The 15,689-nt window shown below is 70.9% G+C and carries 14 protein-coding genes; 8 read left to right on the forward strand and 6 right to left on the reverse strand.

Translation table 11 applies throughout. The annotated features are described in order from the left end of the window. Positions 1 to 330 precede the first annotated feature (330 nt). Complete coding sequence (locus tag JEQ17_RS16810) at positions 331 to 2,868, forward strand: DEAD/DEAH box helicase (protein WP_234048230.1); 2,538 nt, start codon at positions 331 to 333, stop codon at positions 2,866 to 2,868. Positions 2,869 to 3,247: 379 nt separating this feature from the next. Then, positions 3,248 to 4,153: an alpha/beta fold hydrolase gene (locus tag JEQ17_RS16815; RefSeq protein ID WP_200396004.1), complete on the forward strand. Its 906-nt coding sequence runs from the start codon at positions 3,248 to 3,250 to the stop codon at positions 4,151 to 4,153. A 135-nt stretch (positions 4,154 to 4,288) separates the two neighbouring features. On the opposite strand, the gene JEQ17_RS16820 is transcribed toward JEQ17_RS16815, so the two are convergent. Then, the gene (locus tag JEQ17_RS16820) at positions 4,289 to 5,191 is read right to left on the reverse strand and encodes an NYN domain-containing protein (RefSeq protein ID WP_200396005.1); all 903 of its coding nucleotides are present in this window, start codon (positions 5,189 to 5,191) and stop codon (positions 4,289 to 4,291) included. A gap of 226 nt (positions 5,192 to 5,417) precedes the next feature. On the opposite strand from JEQ17_RS16820, the gene JEQ17_RS16825 reads away from it, so the two are divergent. Further along, complete coding sequence (locus JEQ17_RS16825; RefSeq protein ID WP_143636538.1) at positions 5,418 to 5,570, forward strand: hypothetical protein; 153 nt, start codon at positions 5,418 to 5,420, stop codon at positions 5,568 to 5,570. Positions 5,571 to 5,707: 137 nt separating this feature from the next. Here JEQ17_RS16825 and JEQ17_RS16830 read toward each other — a convergent pair whose 3' ends face one another. The 3 genes from JEQ17_RS16830 to JEQ17_RS16840 all read right to left on the reverse strand — a co-directional run bounded on the left by JEQ17_RS16830 (position 5,708) and on the right by JEQ17_RS16840 (position 8,271). Next, positions 5,708 to 6,313, reverse strand: coding sequence for a MarC family protein (locus JEQ17_RS16830; RefSeq protein ID WP_200396006.1), 606 nt, complete (start codon positions 6,311 to 6,313; stop codon positions 5,708 to 5,710). 217 nt (positions 6,314 to 6,530) lie between these two features. Then, positions 6,531 to 7,397 carry a PHP domain-containing protein gene (locus JEQ17_RS16835; protein ID WP_200396007.1) on the reverse strand — a complete coding sequence of 289 codons (867 nt, stop codon included), beginning with the start codon at positions 7,395 to 7,397 and terminating at the stop codon, positions 6,531 to 6,533. 232 nt (positions 7,398 to 7,629) lie between these two features. Continuing rightward, positions 7,630 to 8,271, reverse strand: coding sequence for a DUF6758 family protein (locus tag JEQ17_RS16840; RefSeq protein WP_055610553.1), 642 nt, complete (start codon positions 8,269 to 8,271; stop codon positions 7,630 to 7,632). 174 nt (positions 8,272 to 8,445) lie between these two features. Between JEQ17_RS16840 and JEQ17_RS16845 the strand changes: the two genes are divergently transcribed. Continuing rightward, on the forward strand, positions 8,446 to 9,711 hold the full coding sequence (locus JEQ17_RS16845; protein ID WP_200396008.1) for an MFS transporter: 1,266 nt from the start codon (positions 8,446 to 8,448) through the stop codon (positions 9,709 to 9,711). 51 nt (positions 9,712 to 9,762) lie between these two features. Here JEQ17_RS16845 and JEQ17_RS16850 read toward each other — a convergent pair whose 3' ends face one another. Then, the gene (locus tag JEQ17_RS16850; protein WP_200396009.1) at positions 9,763 to 10,368 is read right to left on the reverse strand and encodes a suppressor of fused domain protein; all 606 of its coding nucleotides are present in this window, start codon (positions 10,366 to 10,368) and stop codon (positions 9,763 to 9,765) included. Positions 10,369 to 10,880: 512 nt separating this feature from the next. Here JEQ17_RS16850 and JEQ17_RS16855 point away from each other — a divergent pair. After that, positions 10,881 to 11,990 (forward strand): magnesium and cobalt transport protein CorA, encoded by a 1,110-nt coding sequence (locus JEQ17_RS16855; RefSeq protein WP_200396010.1) that lies wholly within the window; start codon positions 10,881 to 10,883, stop codon positions 11,988 to 11,990. A 44-nt stretch (positions 11,991 to 12,034) separates the two neighbouring features. Next, positions 12,035 to 12,586, forward strand: a complete 552-nt coding sequence (locus JEQ17_RS16860; protein WP_200396011.1) for a hypothetical protein — start codon at positions 12,035 to 12,037, stop codon at positions 12,584 to 12,586. Positions 12,587 to 12,812: 226 nt separating this feature from the next. On the opposite strand, the gene JEQ17_RS16865 is transcribed toward JEQ17_RS16860, so the two are convergent. After that, positions 12,813 to 13,571 carry a hypothetical protein gene (locus JEQ17_RS16865; RefSeq protein ID WP_200396012.1) on the reverse strand — a complete coding sequence of 253 codons (759 nt, stop codon included), beginning with the start codon at positions 13,569 to 13,571 and terminating at the stop codon, positions 12,813 to 12,815. Between the two features lie 200 nt (positions 13,572 to 13,771). Between JEQ17_RS16865 and JEQ17_RS16870 the strand changes: the two genes are divergently transcribed. Further along, positions 13,772 to 15,079, forward strand: a complete 1,308-nt coding sequence (locus JEQ17_RS16870) for a magnesium transporter MgtE N-terminal domain-containing protein (RefSeq protein WP_200396013.1) — start codon at positions 13,772 to 13,774, stop codon at positions 15,077 to 15,079. Beyond that, positions 15,069 to 15,668, forward strand: coding sequence for a DUF1003 domain-containing protein (locus JEQ17_RS16875; RefSeq protein ID WP_200396014.1), 600 nt, complete (start codon positions 15,069 to 15,071; stop codon positions 15,666 to 15,668). The genes JEQ17_RS16870 and JEQ17_RS16875 overlap by 11 nt, the downstream gene beginning before the upstream one ends. The last annotated feature ends 21 nt before the right edge of the window (positions 15,669 to 15,689 follow it).

Consider the following 15,689-nt stretch of genomic DNA (forward strand, 5'->3'; position numbering starts at 1 on the left):
GCCGCACGAATGAGGATGCCCGGTCGGTGGCCCGATCGGCTCCGACCAGACAGCCCTCCACGTCGGTACGGCACATTGCGTACGACACCCGGAGGGAACCCTCAGCGGTACGAGAGCTCGAGCGTCGGCAGTGGTCCCATGCCACCCGGCCCGCTGGTCAAGAGCGGCCGACGTCCCCGGCACGGTCCCGACACGACCCCCGCGCTCGCCTCGCACCGCGTACACAGAAGAGGCAGCACCCTGACTACTTTCCGAGAGCTCGGGATTCTTCCCGAGACAGCCGAAGCCCTTGAGGCCGTCGGCATCACCAGTCCCTTCCCCATCCAGGAGATGACGCTCCCCGTTGCCCTGACCGGCACCGACGTCATCGGCCAGGCCAAGACCGGCACCGGCAAGACGCTGGGCTTCGGTCTTCCGCTCCTCGAGCGCGTGACCGTTCCCGCGGACGTCGAGGCGGGCCGGGCCAAGCCCGAGCAGCTCACCGACGCCCCGCAGGCCCTCGTCGTCGTCCCGACGCGCGAGCTGTGCACGCAGGTCACGAACGACCTGCTGACGGCCGGCAAGGTCCGCAACGTACGCGTTCTGGCCATCTACGGCGGCCGGGCGTACGAGCCGCAGGTCGAGGCCCTCAAGAAGGGCGTCGACGTGATCGTCGGCACCCCGGGCCGGCTGCTGGACCTCGCGGGCCAGCGGAAGCTCGACCTCAAGCACATCAAGGCACTCGTCCTCGACGAGGCCGACGAGATGCTCGACCTGGGCTTCCTGCCCGACGTCGAGAAGATCATCAACATGCTGCCGGCCCGCCGTCAGACGATGCTGTTCTCGGCGACCATGCCGGGCGCGGTCATCGGCCTCGCGCGCCGCTACATGTCGCAGCCCACGCACATCCGCGCCACGGCGCCGGACGACGAGGGCCAGACGGTCCGCAACACCGAGCAGTTCGTCTACCGCGCGCACAACATGGACAAGCCGGAGATGGTCTCGCGGATACTGCAGGCCGACGGCCGCGGTCTCGTGATGGTCTTCTGCCGCACCAAGCGGACGGCGGCGGACCTCGCCGACCAGCTGCAGCAGCGCGGTTTCGCCTCCGGCGCGGTCCACGGCGACCTCGGCCAGGGCGCCCGCGAGCAGGCGCTGCGCGCCTTCCGCAACGGCAAGGTGGACGTGCTCGTCTGCACCGACGTGGCCGCGCGCGGCATCGACGTCGAGGGCGTCACGCACGTCATCAACTACCAGTCCCCCGAGGACGAGAAGACGTACCTGCACCGCATCGGCCGTACGGGCCGCGCGGGCGCCAAGGGCATCGCGATCACCCTCGTCGACTGGGACGACATCCCGCGCTGGCAGCTCATCAACAAGGCGCTGGACCTCGGTCTGAGCGACCCGCCGGAGACGTACTCCACGTCCCCGCACCTCTTCGAAGAGCTGAAGATTCCCGCGGGCACCAAGGGTGTTCTGCCGCGTGCCGAGCGCACCCGCGCCGGTCTCTCGGCCGAGGCCGTCGAGGACCTCGGCGAGACCGGCGGGCGTGGCGCACGCGGCCGCGGTGGCCGTTCCGGCGCCCCGGCGTCGGCCGCGGCCCCGGTCGCCGAGCGCGACCGGGAGCGTCCCGCTCGTACGCCGCGTCGCCGTCGCCGCACCCGCAACGGCACGCCGCTGGACGCCACGGAGCAGCAGACCACGCAGGAGACCACGGAGTCGGCGCCGGCCGCCGCGGCCACGGAGGCACGCACGCCGCGCCGCCGTCGTCGTACGCGTTCCGGTGGCGCGTCGGAGGCTGCCGAGACGGCCGTCGCCACGGCCGAGGGCACGGTGGCCGAGGCCGCCGAGCCGACCGCGTCGGCCGAGCCGGTCGCCACGGAGGCCAGGTCGCGCCGTCGTCGTACGCGCCGGGCCGCGGAAGCCGCTCAGCCCGAGACTGCCGTCGTCGAGGAGGCCCCCGCGGCCCCCGTCGCCGAGGCCGTCGAGGTGTCCGAGCCTGCGTCCGAGAGCAGGCCGCGCCGCCGGACCCGCAAGTCCGCCACGGCTGCTGCCACAGCTGCCGAGGCCGCGGTGGACACCGCCGAGGGCACGGTCGTCGAGGCGGCGGAGGTCGCCGAGACGAAGCCGCGCCGCCGTACGCGGAAGGCCGCCCAGGCCCCCGAGGTCGTGGTGGAAGCCGCTGTCGAGCCGGTGGAGGCCGTCGAGGCCAAGCCGCGCCGCACCCGCAAGGCGACGACCACGGCCGCCGCGGAGGCCGCCCTGGACACCGCCGAGGCCGCGGAGGCCAAGCCGCGCCGCCGTACTCGTAAGGCCGCCGCGTCCGCCGAGGTCGCAGCAGCCGTCGAGGCCGTCGAAGCCGCCATCCCGGCCCAGGTGGCCGAGGAGGCCGAGGCCAAGCCGCGCCGCCGCACCCGCAAGGCAGTCACGGACACCACGGTCGCGGAGGCCGCTCCGGTGGACGAGGCGCTCGCCGCGGAGGCCAAGCCGCGTCGGCGTACGCGCAAGGCCGCCGAGGTGGCGGTGGACACCGCCGAGGGCACGACGGCCGAGGCGCCTGCGGCCACGGCGACGAAGCCCCGCCGCACCCGCAAGACCGCTGCAGCCGCGGAGGCCGCCGTGGACACCGCGGAGGCTGCGGAGGTGGCCGAGACGAAGCCCCGCCGCCGCGCCCGCAAGGTCGCGGTCGCCGAGGCCGACATCCCGGCCCAGGCCACCGAGGCCGCCGCGGCCGAGGCCCCGGTCAAGCCGCGCCGCACGCGCAAGACGGCGGCCACGGCCACGGCCACCGTCGCGGACGCGGTCACGGTCGAGGCCGCACCCGAGGCCAAGCCCCGCCGCCGTGCGCGGAAGACGGCTGCGGCCGCCGCCGAGACGACGGAGAGCTGACGCTCACACCTGAAGGCCCGGTCCCCCTCCGGCGGGACCGGGCCGTCGGCGTTCCCGCGCATGGTGGCTGGCTGGTCGTCGGTGTTCCCGCACGCGGCCGCGGGCTCGTCGTCGGCGTTCCCGCACGCGGTCGCAGGCCTGTCGTCGATGTTCCGGTGCACGATCGCGCGCCTGTCGTCGACGTTCCCGCACACGGTCGCGAGCCCTTCGCCGATGCTCCGGTGCACGGCCGTGGGTCCGGCGTCGGGGTTCCCGTGCACGGTTGCACGCCTGTCCTCGGCCTTCCCGTGCGCGGTCGCGGGCCCGTGTCCCCGGCCCGTCGTCCCGCGGTAGCCGCCCGGCATGCCGTTCGAAAGGTTCCCCGGATAGCCTCCTCCTCATGAGCAGGCCCGCCACCTTCGTCCCGCCCCCCGGAACCCGTGCGTATCGGCTCGCCACCGCGCGCGGGGAGTTCGCCGTGATCGAGGCGGGCAGTCCCGAGAAGGGCACCGCACTCCTGCTGCCGGGGTTCACCGGCAGCAAGGAGGACTTCATCTCGCTGCACGAACCACTGGCCGCGGCCGGGTACCGGACCGTCGCCGTGGACGGGCGGGGCCAGTACGAGTCACCGGGCCCGACGGACGACGAAACTCCTTACGCACAGGCCGAGTTGGCGCAGGACGTCCTCGCCCAGATCGACGCCCTGAGCGATGGCCTCAGCGATGGCCTGGCCAACGCCCCGACCCACCGCCCGCAGGAGCGCGTCCACCTCGTGGGCCACTCCTTCGGCGGGCAGGTCGCCCGGGCGGCCGTGCTGCTGGATCCGTCCCGTTTCCGGTCGCTCACGCTGATGTCGTCGGGGCCCGCCGAGATCTCCCCCTCCCAGCAGCAGCGCGTGAAGCTCCTGCGGGACGCGCTCGCCGTGATGGACATGGGCCAGGTGTGGGAGGCCATCCAGGCCCTTGAACCGCCGGAGGACGCCGAGGGCGACCTGGACGCCGGTCTGGACGACCAGGACGACCTGAAGCGCCGCTGGCTCGGCAACAGCCCGGCCCAACTCATCGCCGCGGGGCGGCAGTTGTGCGAGGAGCCCGACCGGGTGGCCGAGCTGGCCGCCGTCGGGCTGCCCGTCCACGTCCTGTCGGGCGAACGTGACGACACGTGGCCTGTGCCGCTCCTCGACGACATGGCGGTGCGCCTGAACGCGTACCGCACGGTTGTCGGCGGGGCCGAGCACTCGCCGAACTCGGATCGGCCGCGGGAGACTGCCGAGGCGCTCGGCTTGTTCTGGGATCGGGTGGGCTGACGCCCTGCCGGTGGGCTTTGCGGCCGCGGGTCGTTCGTGGCTGGTCGCGCAGTTCCCCGCGCCCCTGACGGGGCGCTCCTCGCCGGCCCCGCAACGAACGAACCGTCGCCTCCGCCCAGGCAGCGGCAAACGAGCCTAGTACTGCCCCTGCAAGTGCTCCCAGAACCCGTCCCGCAGGGACCGTCGCAGGTCTGCCTGCCCCCGCAGTGAGTACTGCAGCAGCCCCTCCGCCTCCACGAGCAGGTCCTGGTCGACCGGGCCGGGCAGGTAGGGATGTCCGGGCAGCAGCTCCGACAGCGCCTCGCGCCCCCGCGCGGCCAGCCACTTCGCGGCGATCTGCGCGCCCACGAACCGCACGTCCTCGCGCGTGGGCCGGCCCGCCGCCGACGTGTCGTACGAGGCGGCGGTCCGCCGGGCGACGTACGGCTTGAAGAACTCCAGGTCGAAGGTGCGCTGGCTGTCGACCTCCCAGAGCAACGGCTCCGCCTGGTTGCGCCCCTCCGGCGCCTCGATGCCCCACAGGTGCACGCGGGCCCCGTACCCCTGCGCCGCCTCGACCGCCGAGACCAGGTCCTCGTCACCGCCGATGAGCGCCGCGTCACTGATGGCGCGGTGCCGGGCCAGTGACTCCAGATCGGTGCGGATCAGGGAGTCGACGCCCTTCTGCTGATTGTTGGCGTTGAGGTTGCCGAGGCGGACCTTCACGTCCGGCAGCTCGGCGATGGACTGCTGCTCCGCGGTGTGGATGCGGCGCCGCGCCCCGTCGTACCAGTAGACGCGCAGCAGCCTGCTGTCCGCGAAGATCGTGCGGGCCCGGTCGATGAGCGCCTCGATGAGTCCTTCGGCGTCCAGATCGAAGGCCCGGCGGTCCTCCGTCCCGGCGACGAGCCGGCCCGCGGCCGCGTAGAGGTACCCCGCGTCGACGAAGATCGCATGAGTCGACGGCGTCTTCGCCACCTCGGCGAGCATGCGCTGGAGCAGCTCGTTCGTGCGGTCGATACGCGCACCGAGCACCGCTGGATCGAGGTCGTCATTCATATGCGCCTCATTGTCGCAGGCGGTCACGGGACGAACACAACCGGTCCGGAATCCCGTCCGAATACCGACCCGGCCACCGACCCGGACAGCGGTCGGATACCAGTCAGTAGTTAGCCGTTCGAAAAATTTCTTTAGCGTAGGGAATGTTTGTAACACGCATGCCGTTGGATCCCTATGTAACCAAGTAGTTCTCCTCAGGAGGATGACCAGACGAAGGGAGAAGCCTGTGCGCTTCGAAATCATGCGCCTTGACGACGTCGACGGAACCCCCGTGGACAGCACCGTCGTGGACGCCGCCTCCGTCAACCGGATCGTTCAGCAGGCCGCCGCCATCGGGCAGCGCCTCTGGATCCGCCCGGCCAACACCCCGGCGTCATAACGCCGGACACGCTCGGCAGACCACAACTGGCTGACCGACAGACTTCAGAACCCCCGTACGGCACCGACGCCGTACGGGGGTTCTGCGTGTACGACGCCCTGGACGGCACACGCGCAAGGGCCTTGAACTGCCGGCCTTCAGCTGTTCTGGATGACCTGGGTCACGCCGTTGATGATCTGCTGCACGGCGATCGCGGAGAGCATCATGCCCGCGAGCCGGGTCACCAGCACGACACCGCCGTCCTTGATGACCCGGATGATCAGCAGCGAGTACCGCATGACCACCCAGAGCACGACATGGATGGCGACGATGGCGGCCCACACCGACACCTGCGACGCCACGCCGTCGGCCTTCTGCACGGCCAGGATGACGGACACGATCGCGCCCGGCCCGGCGAGCAACGGCATGCCCAGCGGTACGAGGGCGACGTTCACGTCCTTCGTCTGCTTGGGCTCATCGGTCTTGCCCGTGAGCAGGTCGAGCGCGATGAGCAGGAGCAGCAGCCCGCCCGCGATCATCAGCGCCGGGACGGACACATGCAGGTAGTTCAGGATCTGGTGCCCGAGCAGCCCGAAGACGGTGATGACTCCGCCGGCCACGCAGACGGCCTGGAACGCCATCCGCTTCTGCACCTTGGCAGGCCGTCCGGACGTCAGCGCGAGGAAGATCGGCGTGATCCCGGGGGGATCCATGATGACGAAGAGGGTGAGGAAGAGAGAGCCGAAAACGGCGAGGTCGAACACGATGAGCCTTGCGAGAAGAGGGACGGGACGAGGGGTGGGGTGGGACGAGGGAGCGGAACAACGAGAGCAGGCCGTACGGCCCAGCGCCCACCGCCTGCCACCGCTACCGACAGGCGTTACGCAGCCCTGAAGCGCCAGCCACAGCCGGGAACCGATGGACACAGCCCGGGGCTCAGGCGCCTTCGGAAGCGATCGAGAGGGAACCCGACGGGACCGGTTACCGCTCGGCGCCCCCGCCGGCCCCCGGCACGGGAAACGCGCCGGTCGCCCGCCGGGTGATCTCCCCGTAGATCTCGGGATCCGTCGTGAACTCCCCGAGCACACACGTCTTCCGGCTGCCGTGGTAGTCGCTTGAGCCGGTCGGCAGCAGCCCCAACTCGCCCGCGAGGCCCCGCAGTCGGGCCCGGGTGGCCGGTTCGTGGTCCATGTGGTCGACCTCGATCCCGTCGAGCCCGGCCGCCGCGAGCTCCGCGATCGCCGACTCCGGAACGGTCAGTCCGCGCTTCGAGGCGGCAGGGTGCGCGAAGACGGTCACTCCGCCCGCGGCCTTGACGAGCCGGATCATCTCGAAGGGGTCCGACTCGTGCTTCTCGACGTAGGCGCGCCCGCCGTCGGCGAGCCACTCGGTCGTGAACGCGTCGGAGACGCTGCGCACGACGCCCAGCTCGACCAGCGCGGTGGCGATGTGCGGCCGCCCCACGGAACCGCCGGCCGCGATGCGCTCCACCTGCTCCCAGGTCACCGGCACGCCCAGCTCCTGGAGGTTGGCGATCATGGCCTGGGCCCGCGGCACCCGGTCGTCGCGTACGAGCTCGCGCTCGCTCAGCAGCTCGGGCTCCTCGGGATCGAAGAGGTACGCCAGCATGTGCAGCCCCACTCCGTCGAGGCGGCAGGAGAGCTCGGCCCCGGTCGCCAGCGTCAGCCCGGCGGGCAGGGCCGCCAGGGCCTCCGCGTACCCGCGTGTGGTGTCGTGATCGGTCAGCGCGACGACGTCCAGCCCGGCGGCAGCGGCGTTGCGCACCAGCTCGGCAGGGGTGTCCGTGCCGTCGGACGCCGTGGAGTGGCAGTGCAGATCGATGCGCACGACACGAACTCCAGACACAGACGAAACAAGAGGGACCGCTCAAGGATAACGGCAGCGAGGACACCCTCTGTCACACCCACAGCAGGGTTTCACCCCCTACAGGCAGCTCCCGTGACAGCACGCCCGCGCTCTTCAGGGGCGCGGGGAACTGCGCGACCAGCCACGAACAACCCGCACCCGGCAGACCACAGGCACCCCACCCGCAATAGCCGCCCACCCCACCAGCGGAGCGCTACGGCTCGAGAATCCGCGGAGACAACGCCCCACAAGGCAACAGATCCACTTCCGCCCCCGCGTCCCGCAGATCCGTCAGCACCAGCTCGTCGTACATCAGCAGCCCCGACTGCTCGGGCCACACGACGGCCCACAGCCACAACCCCCGTGCCTCCCCCGCGAAGACGGCCCGGTCGTCGGGCGTCCCGGCGACATGCCACAACGGCGTCGGCCGCCCCGCGGCGAGCAGCTTCGCCTGGGCGGGCTTCTCGACACTCATGTACGGCCCCGGATCGGGCCCGTCGATCCCCGCGTACCGCGCACCGAGCCCGACGCCGAGTTCCTCGGCGATGAGCACCAGCTCCCCTATGCCACCGAGCGGCCCCGGCCCGGAGCAGGCCACCGCCGTGGCGCGGCCGCCACTGCGGTCGTCGCCGGCGAACGCGGCACCCGTGAAGAGCCAGCCGACGGGCAGCGGCCACGGCATCCACACCGGTACGCGCGCACGGTGTACGACCACGCCGAGGGCTTCGACGCTGGGCGGGATCACGGGCTGCAGCGGATGCACGATGCCGTGCACATCGCACTGCCAGGAGTCGGCAAAGAGGCCGGGAGCCCTGACCCGGCCACCACACTTCGGGCAACTGGGTTCGCCCCTCATAGGGCCCAACGGTCCTCCCCCTATTTGGTTGCGTCAAGGACGATCACCCGTCCGGCGTGTGCCTGTCACCTTCCTCCCACCTCGGGAAACTAGATGTAGCTTGCATTTATTAGTGGACCTAACTTATTATGTGTATACACCAACGATCCCGATGCGAGGAGTGAGGGAGCCGGCATGAACAGCGGTACGGGAGATCACACAGGAGGTCCCGCCGAAGGGGACACGTTCGACGCGGGTGCCGGCGGCCTCCTGCGTCAGCCGAAGGCGGTCTGGGCGACCGCCGGGGCATCCGTCGTCGCGTTCATGGGCATCGGCCTCGTCGACCCGATCCTGCCCTCCATCGCCAAGGGCCTGGACGCCAGCGCGGGCCAGGTCTCGCTGCTCTTCACCTCGTACTTCCTGATCACGGCCATCGCGATGCTGGTCACGGGCTTCGTCTCCAGCCGTATCGGCGGCCGCAGGACCCTGCTCCTCGGTCTCGCCCTGGTCGTGGTGTTCGCGGGCCTGTCCGGCACGTCCGGTTCGGTCGGCGAACTCGTCGGATTCCGCGCGGGCTGGGGGCTCGGCAACGCGCTGTTCGTCTCGACGGCCCTCGCCGTCATCGTCGGAGCCGCGGCCGGCGGCAGCGCCGCGGCGATCCTGCTGTACGAGTCCGCCCTGGGCCTCGGCATGGCCTGCGGGCCCCTGCTCGGCGCGCTGCTCGGGGACGCCAGCTGGCGCTACCCGTTCTTCGGCACCGCGGTCCTGATGGCGATCGGGTTCCTGTGCATCACGGCGTTCCTGAAGGAGCAGCCGAAGCCCGCGCGCAAGACGGGCCTGCTCGACCCGATCAAGGCGCTCGGCCACGGCGGGCTCGCCTCGGCGGCGGCCTCCGCGTTCTTCTACAACTACACGTTCTTCACCGTGCTGGCCTTCACGCCGTTCGTGCTGAACATGAGCCCGTACAAGTCGGGCGCGGTCTTCTTCGCCTGGGGTCTGCTGCTCGCGGTGTTCTCGGTGCTCGTGGCGCCGCGCCTGCAGGCACGGTTCGGGTCACTGAAGGTGCTCGGCGGTTCGCTGGTGCTGCTCGCGGCCGACGTACTCGTCCTCGGCTACGGCAGCCACACCACGGCCGTCGTCTGCACGATCCTCTCCGGCGCCTTCATCGGTGTGAACAACACCGTCTACACGGAGCTCGCGCTCGGTGTCTCGGACGCCCCGCGCCCGGTGGCGAGCGCCGGCTACAACTTCGTCCGCTGGTTCGCGGCCGCCGCCGCTCCCTACTTCGCGCCGAAGATCGAGGAGTGGACCGACATCCACATCCCGTTCGTGGTCGCGGCGGTCACCGCGGTGCTGGGCGCCGTCGTCGTCCTCGTACGCCGGAAGTCCCTCACGCACGAGGCGGAGGAACTGGAGACGCGGCACGCGACCGAGGACAGTGTCGCCGTTTTTGCCAACTGACGGATTTCGGCCACGGGTTGGTGACGTTACTCACCCCCGGGGCCGCCCGGATCAGTCCAGTGGGACGGACTTGCGTGAGGGATCGCGCAGGTCCGTTCCGCTCGTGAGCCAGCGCTCCTGGAGGGCCCCCGCGCCGTGCACCCGCTTCCACGCGGCCTCGTTCGGGGTCATGGGCAGCAGCGGCAGGAAACGTACGGGATCGAGGGGGGCGTCGAGCTCCAGGTCCTCGATCAGGCCGCCCGCCTCGGCGACCAGTACGGAGGTGAAGGGGGCGCCCGGCCATAGGGGCTCGCCCACGTCGAGCGAGGCGCCCGGGGCCACGATCAGGCCCTCGACCTGCGGGGACGCGGCCAGTACGGCGAGGGGGCGGAGCACCTTGTCGGTGTCGGCGGCGCCGGGCCGTACGGAGAGGACCAGCTCCGCGCGCGGGCCCGCGACGGGATCGACGACGACCGCCGTGGGGTCGGCCATCGGCTGGGCGGACATGCCGAGCGTCGCGTAGCGGACGATCCCCTTGTCCGTTCCTCCGGCGGTTCCGTCGGTGAAACGGAGCACCTCGATGCGGTCGGTGCCGAGGAAGGTCACCGCGGCGCGCGCGTCCGGTTCGCCCAGCGCGGTACGCAACCGGGCCTCGACCAGAGGAAGAACATCAGCCATGCGCCGAGCATAGAACTCGTCAGTGACGGGCAAAGCGACGGCTTGACACTTCAGTCGGCTGATAGTCTTGGCCGCTGGTCGGGGCAGCACGCAGAAGCGTCGCTCTCGAGTCCCGACCCAAGTCTCGACAGTCTCGACGCATGAGACTCCCCTACGGGGGATGGACCTCCCCTACGGGGGACCGGCCGGAGGAGGTGGGGCTCCATGGATCGAAGTCGACCGTGCAGTACCACCCGCTCTTCCGGCGGCTGAGTCCCTCTCAGCTCCAGAGCTCACGCTCTACTGGCTGCCACCTCTCGCACTCGCGTCCTGGCCTCCGGTGCACAACGGAAGAGCACTTCGTTTTTCCTGATCTGTCTGATTTTTCTGATCTGTATCAGTAGCGAAGCTGCCACCGCGACGGTGCGGTGCTCCCCGCTTTGTGGACGTGCCAAACATCCGCAGTCAGGACGTCCCCATTCCGGGCAGTCTCAACCGTTGCCGGCGGCTCTCGTTCCGCGAAGGAGCCAGCCATGTCGATGATTCGTGACCTGCGTGCCGCGGTCCGTCCCTCGCTGCGCAAGGACGGCGGCGCGTACGACACCACCCGCGCGGCCGGGGACAGTTCGGCCGTCGTGGACTGCGCGGTCTACCGCGACGGCGTCCGCCTCCCGTCCGACGAAGGCCTCACGCCGCGTGCGGCGATCCGCCAGGCACGGCGGGACGGCGGATTCGCCTGGATCGGCCTGCACGAGCCGACCGAGGCCGAATTCGCCGGTGTGGCCGCCGAGTTCGGGCTGCACCCGCTTGCCGTCGAGGACGCCGTCCACGCCCACCAGCGGCCCAAGCTGGAGCGGTACGACGACACTCTGTTCGCCGTCTTCAAGACCATCCACTACGTCGAGCACGACGAGCTCACCGCCACCAGCGAGGTCGTCGAGACCGGCGAGGTGATGTGCTTCACCGGGCGGGACTTCTTCATCACCGTGCGGCACGGCGGCCAGGGCTCGCTGCGGGCGCTGCGCCACCGGCTGCAGGACGACCCCGAGCTGCTCACCAAGGGCCCCTCGGCCGTGCTGCACGCCATCGCCGACCACGTCGTCGACGGGTACGTGGCCGTCGCCGACGCCCTCCAGGACGACGTCGACGAGGTCGAGACCGAGGTGTTCTCGCCCGGGCCGCGGGGCGGGGTGTCGCGCGGTGTCGACTCGGCGCGGATCTACCAGCTCAAGCGCGAGGTGCTGGAGTTCAAGCGCGCGGTGTCGCCGCTGATGCGGCCCATGCAGCTGCTCAGCGAGCGGCCGATGCGGCTGGTCGACCCCGACATCCAGAAGTACTTCCGCGATGTCGCCGACCACCTCGCGCGGGTCCAGGAGCAGGTCGTGGGCTTCGACGAACTGCTCAACTCGATCCTCCAGGCCAACCTCGCGCAGGCCTCCGTCGCGCAGAACGAGGACATGCGCAAGATCACGTCCTGGGCGGCGATCATCGCCGTGCCGACGATGGTGTGCGGCGTGTACGGCATGAACTTCGACCACATGCCTGAGCTGCACTGGCGGTACGGCTACCCGGTGATCATGGGCGTCACCGTGGTGCTCTGCCTGGGCATCCACCGCACCCTGAAGCGCAACGGCTGGCTCTGAACTGCCCCGACCTGCCATGAGGGGCCCGGCACTAGGCTGACCCCATGACGGATCAGCTGCTCGACCAGGCCCTCGTCGAGGAGGCCACGAAGAAGTCCGGGCTCGTCTGGGTGCGGGGGCTTCCCATGCAGGGTCCCGTCCAGGGGTCCCTGCACGGGGACGGGGCGTCCTCCCAGGCCCTGTGGCACGTGTGGCACGACGGGGCGGTGTGCCTGGTCGGGGACGGGCCCGGGGAGCAGCCGTTGCCCGGGCTCGTGGACGGGGGCGAGGCCGTCGTCACCGTACGCAGCAAGGACAAGGGCGGTCGCCTTGTCTCCTGGTCCGCGAAGGTGGTGGAGCTCGCTCCCGGGTCGGAGGAGTGGGACGCGGCCGTCGGCGAACTGAAGGGCAAGCGGCTGAACGCGCCCGACGGGGAGGCGATGACCGGGCGGTGGGCCCGGGAGTGCCGGGTGGTTCGGCTGGCGCCGACGGGGTCGACTGCGTCGCTGCCGGACGGGTCGTTGGCGGCACCGCCGTTGCCCACGTCCGCGACGACGCGTCTGCCGATTCCGGCGGGGTTGCCGCGGCTGCTCTTCAAGAAGCGCAGGCGCGGCTGAGCGGTGCCGCTCCGCGGGGTGCGTCGTCGACTGCGGGTGCGTGGGGGCTGGTCGCGCAGTTCCCCGCGCCCCTAAAAACGGGCTCGTTTCAGGGGCGCGGGGAACTGCGCGATCGGCCACGAACAACCCGCGCTGGACCCACCGGCCTCAGCCACCCCCAAGGGGCGCGGGGAACTGCGCGACCAGCCACTACGCGCCCGCAGCCGAGCCGCAGGCGCAACTCCCCTCAGGACGACGGGAGTTGCTGGCCGTAGTCCACCGTTTCGTCCTTGTCCGGGGCCTCCAGGGCAAACCCCTTGCCCCAGTCGGTCAAGCGAAGCGTCCCCGCTCCGCCGGCGCGGACGAGGAGGAGAGGGTACGGCTTGCCCTCAAGGGAGACGTCCAGCTCGCCGCCGGAGCCCTTGTCACCGGTGATCCGGATCGTGCGGAGCCCGCGCTGCTCATGGTGGCCGTCGGTGGCGAGCTCGCCCTGGAGGGTGAGCAGGCCGTCGAGGAGTACGTCCTTGTCGGTGAAGACGCTGAGCTGCTTGTAGGCGGGGTCACCCTTGGGGACCTTCACGTACTTGCCCTCCAGCTTGCCCGCGGCCGTGGCGTCGGACGTGGCGTCGTCGCTCTTGCCGTCCTGGTGGTCCCAGAAGTCCGCGTCGGCCTTGATGAAGAGGTGCTCGTCGACCCGCAGCAGTTGGAACGTCACTCCCTTCGAAGTGACCGAGCCGGTGCCGCCGTCACCCTTCAACTGCATGTCCAGCTTGTAGGTGCGTTTGCCGCTGATCACGGCGCCGGACAGCCGTACCGTCTCCGCGGCCCGGGCGGCCGACTGCGTTCTGCTCTGGATCTTGGCCGGGGGCAGTTTCCCGACCCCGTTCGTGCCCGCGTCCGGGTCGTCACCGCCGCACCCCGTCACCCCTGTCCCCGTCACGACCAGCGCACACACGGCGCTCGCCAACGCGGCCCTACGGGTACGTCCCTGGGGAATCGCAGTCACAGGTGGCGCTGCCTCTCATGCGGGTGACCTCAACGGCGTACCGCAGCGTACCGGGGCCCCCTACGCCACTCGGAGTCAGTCCGTCCGCACCGCTCACCAGGGCGTATCCGACCGGGACGGGCTAGCCTGAAGCCCACCCGAGCGGACATGACACATCAAAACGCCCGTAGTGGAGCCCGTACGAACAAGGAGGCGCGGGCATGGCGGCAGGTGCCCCCAGGATCTTCGTCTCGCATCTCTCCGGCATCGCCGTCTTCGACCCGAACGGCGACCAGGTGGGCCGGGTGCGCGACCTGGTCGGCATGCTGCGCGTCGGGCGGAAGCCCCCTCGGCTGCTCGGCCTCGTCGTCGAACTGTCCACCCGCCGCCGCATCTTCCTGCCCATGACCCGGGTGACCGGCATCGAGTCCGGTCAGGTCATCACCACCGGCGTCCTCAACGTCCGCCGTTTCGAGCAGCGGCCCACCGAGCGGCTGGTCATCGGCGAACTGCTCGACCGGCGGGTCACACTCGTCGAGACCGACGAGGAGGTCACCGTCCTCGACGTCTCCATCCAGCAGTTGCCCGCCCGCCGCGACTGGGAGATCGACCGGGTCTTCGTACGGAAGGGGCGTACGGGCGGCGCGTTCCGGCGGGCCAAGGGCGAGACGCTGACCGTCGAGTGGTCGGCCGTCACCGGGTTCTCGCTGGAGGAGCACGGGCAGGGCGCCGAGAACCTCCTCGCCACCTTCGAGCAGCTGCGCCCCGCCGACCTCGCGAACGTGCTGCACCATCTGTCCCCCAAGCGGCGCGCGGAGGTCGCGGCCGCCCTGGACGACGACCGGCTCGCGGACGTCCTGGAGGAGCTCCCCGAGGACGACCAGATCGAGATCCTCGGCAAACTCAAGGAGGAGCGCGCCGCCGACGTCCTGGAGGCGATGGACCCCGACGACGCGGCCGACCTGCTCGGCGAGCTGCCGGAGGAGGACAAGGAGCGTCTGCTGGCCCTGATGCGTCCGGACGACGCGGCGGACGTACGACGGCTGATGGCGTACGAGGAGCGCACGGCGGGCGGTCTGATGACGACCGAGCCGATCGTGCTGCGGCCGGACGCGACGGTCGCGGACGCGCTCGCGCGGGTGCGCAACCCCGACCTCTCCCCGGCGCTGGCCGCCCAGGTGTACGTGTGCCGCCCGCCGGACGAGACGCCGACCGGCAAGTACCTGGGCACGGTCCACTTCCAGCGGCTGCTGCGCGATCCGCCGTACACGCTCGTCGGCTCGATGATCGACGACGATCTGCAGCCGCTGGACCCGGAGGCCGTACTGCCCGTCGTGGCGGGCTTCTTCGCGGCGTACGACATGGTCGCGGCGCCCGTGGTCGACGAGAGCGGCTCGCTGCTGGGCGCGGTCACCGTGGACGACGTACTCGACCACATGCTGCCCGAGGACTGGCGCGAGACGGAGTTCCACCTGAACGGGGAGACACCGCCGGAGACGGCCGGTGAGGGGGCTTCTCATGGCTCCTGAGCGCGAGGCCGCCCGCGAGCGGGCCGCCACCGGGGCGACCGCCGCCGGCCGGCCGCGCACCCGGCTCGACCAGCCGCAGCCGCCGCGGCGCCGGTTCCTGCCCGAGTACGACCCGGAGGCCTTCGGCCGGCTGTCCGAGCGGATCGCCCGCTTCCTCGGCACCGGACGGTTCATCGTCTGGATGACGTTCGTCATCATCCTGTGGGTGGTGTGGAACGTGTCCGCGCCGCGTGACCTGCGCTTCGACAACTACCCGTTCATCTTCCTGACCCTGATGCTCTCGCTCCAGGCCTCGTACGCCGCCCCGCTGATCCTCCTCGCGCAGAACCGGCAGGACGACCGCGACCGGGTCAACCTCGAACAGGACCGCAAGCAGAACGAGAGGTCGATCGCGGACACCGAGTACCTGACGCGGGAGATCGCCGCGCTGCGCGTGGGCCTCGGTGAGGTCGCCACCCGTGACTGGATCCGCTCGGAGCTGGAGGACCTGGTCAAGGAGCTGGACGAGCGGCGTCCCGAGGGTCGCGGCGACGCTCGTGTCGTATTCCCGGCAGAACACCCTCGGGGACGTGACGTAGACGACCGGTGACAGGCTTTCCTGGGCCGGTGG

The sequence above is a fragment of the Streptomyces liliifuscus genome, from assembly GCF_016598615.1.
GTDB classification, from domain to species: domain Bacteria; phylum Actinomycetota; class Actinomycetes; order Streptomycetales; family Streptomycetaceae; genus Streptomyces; species Streptomyces liliifuscus.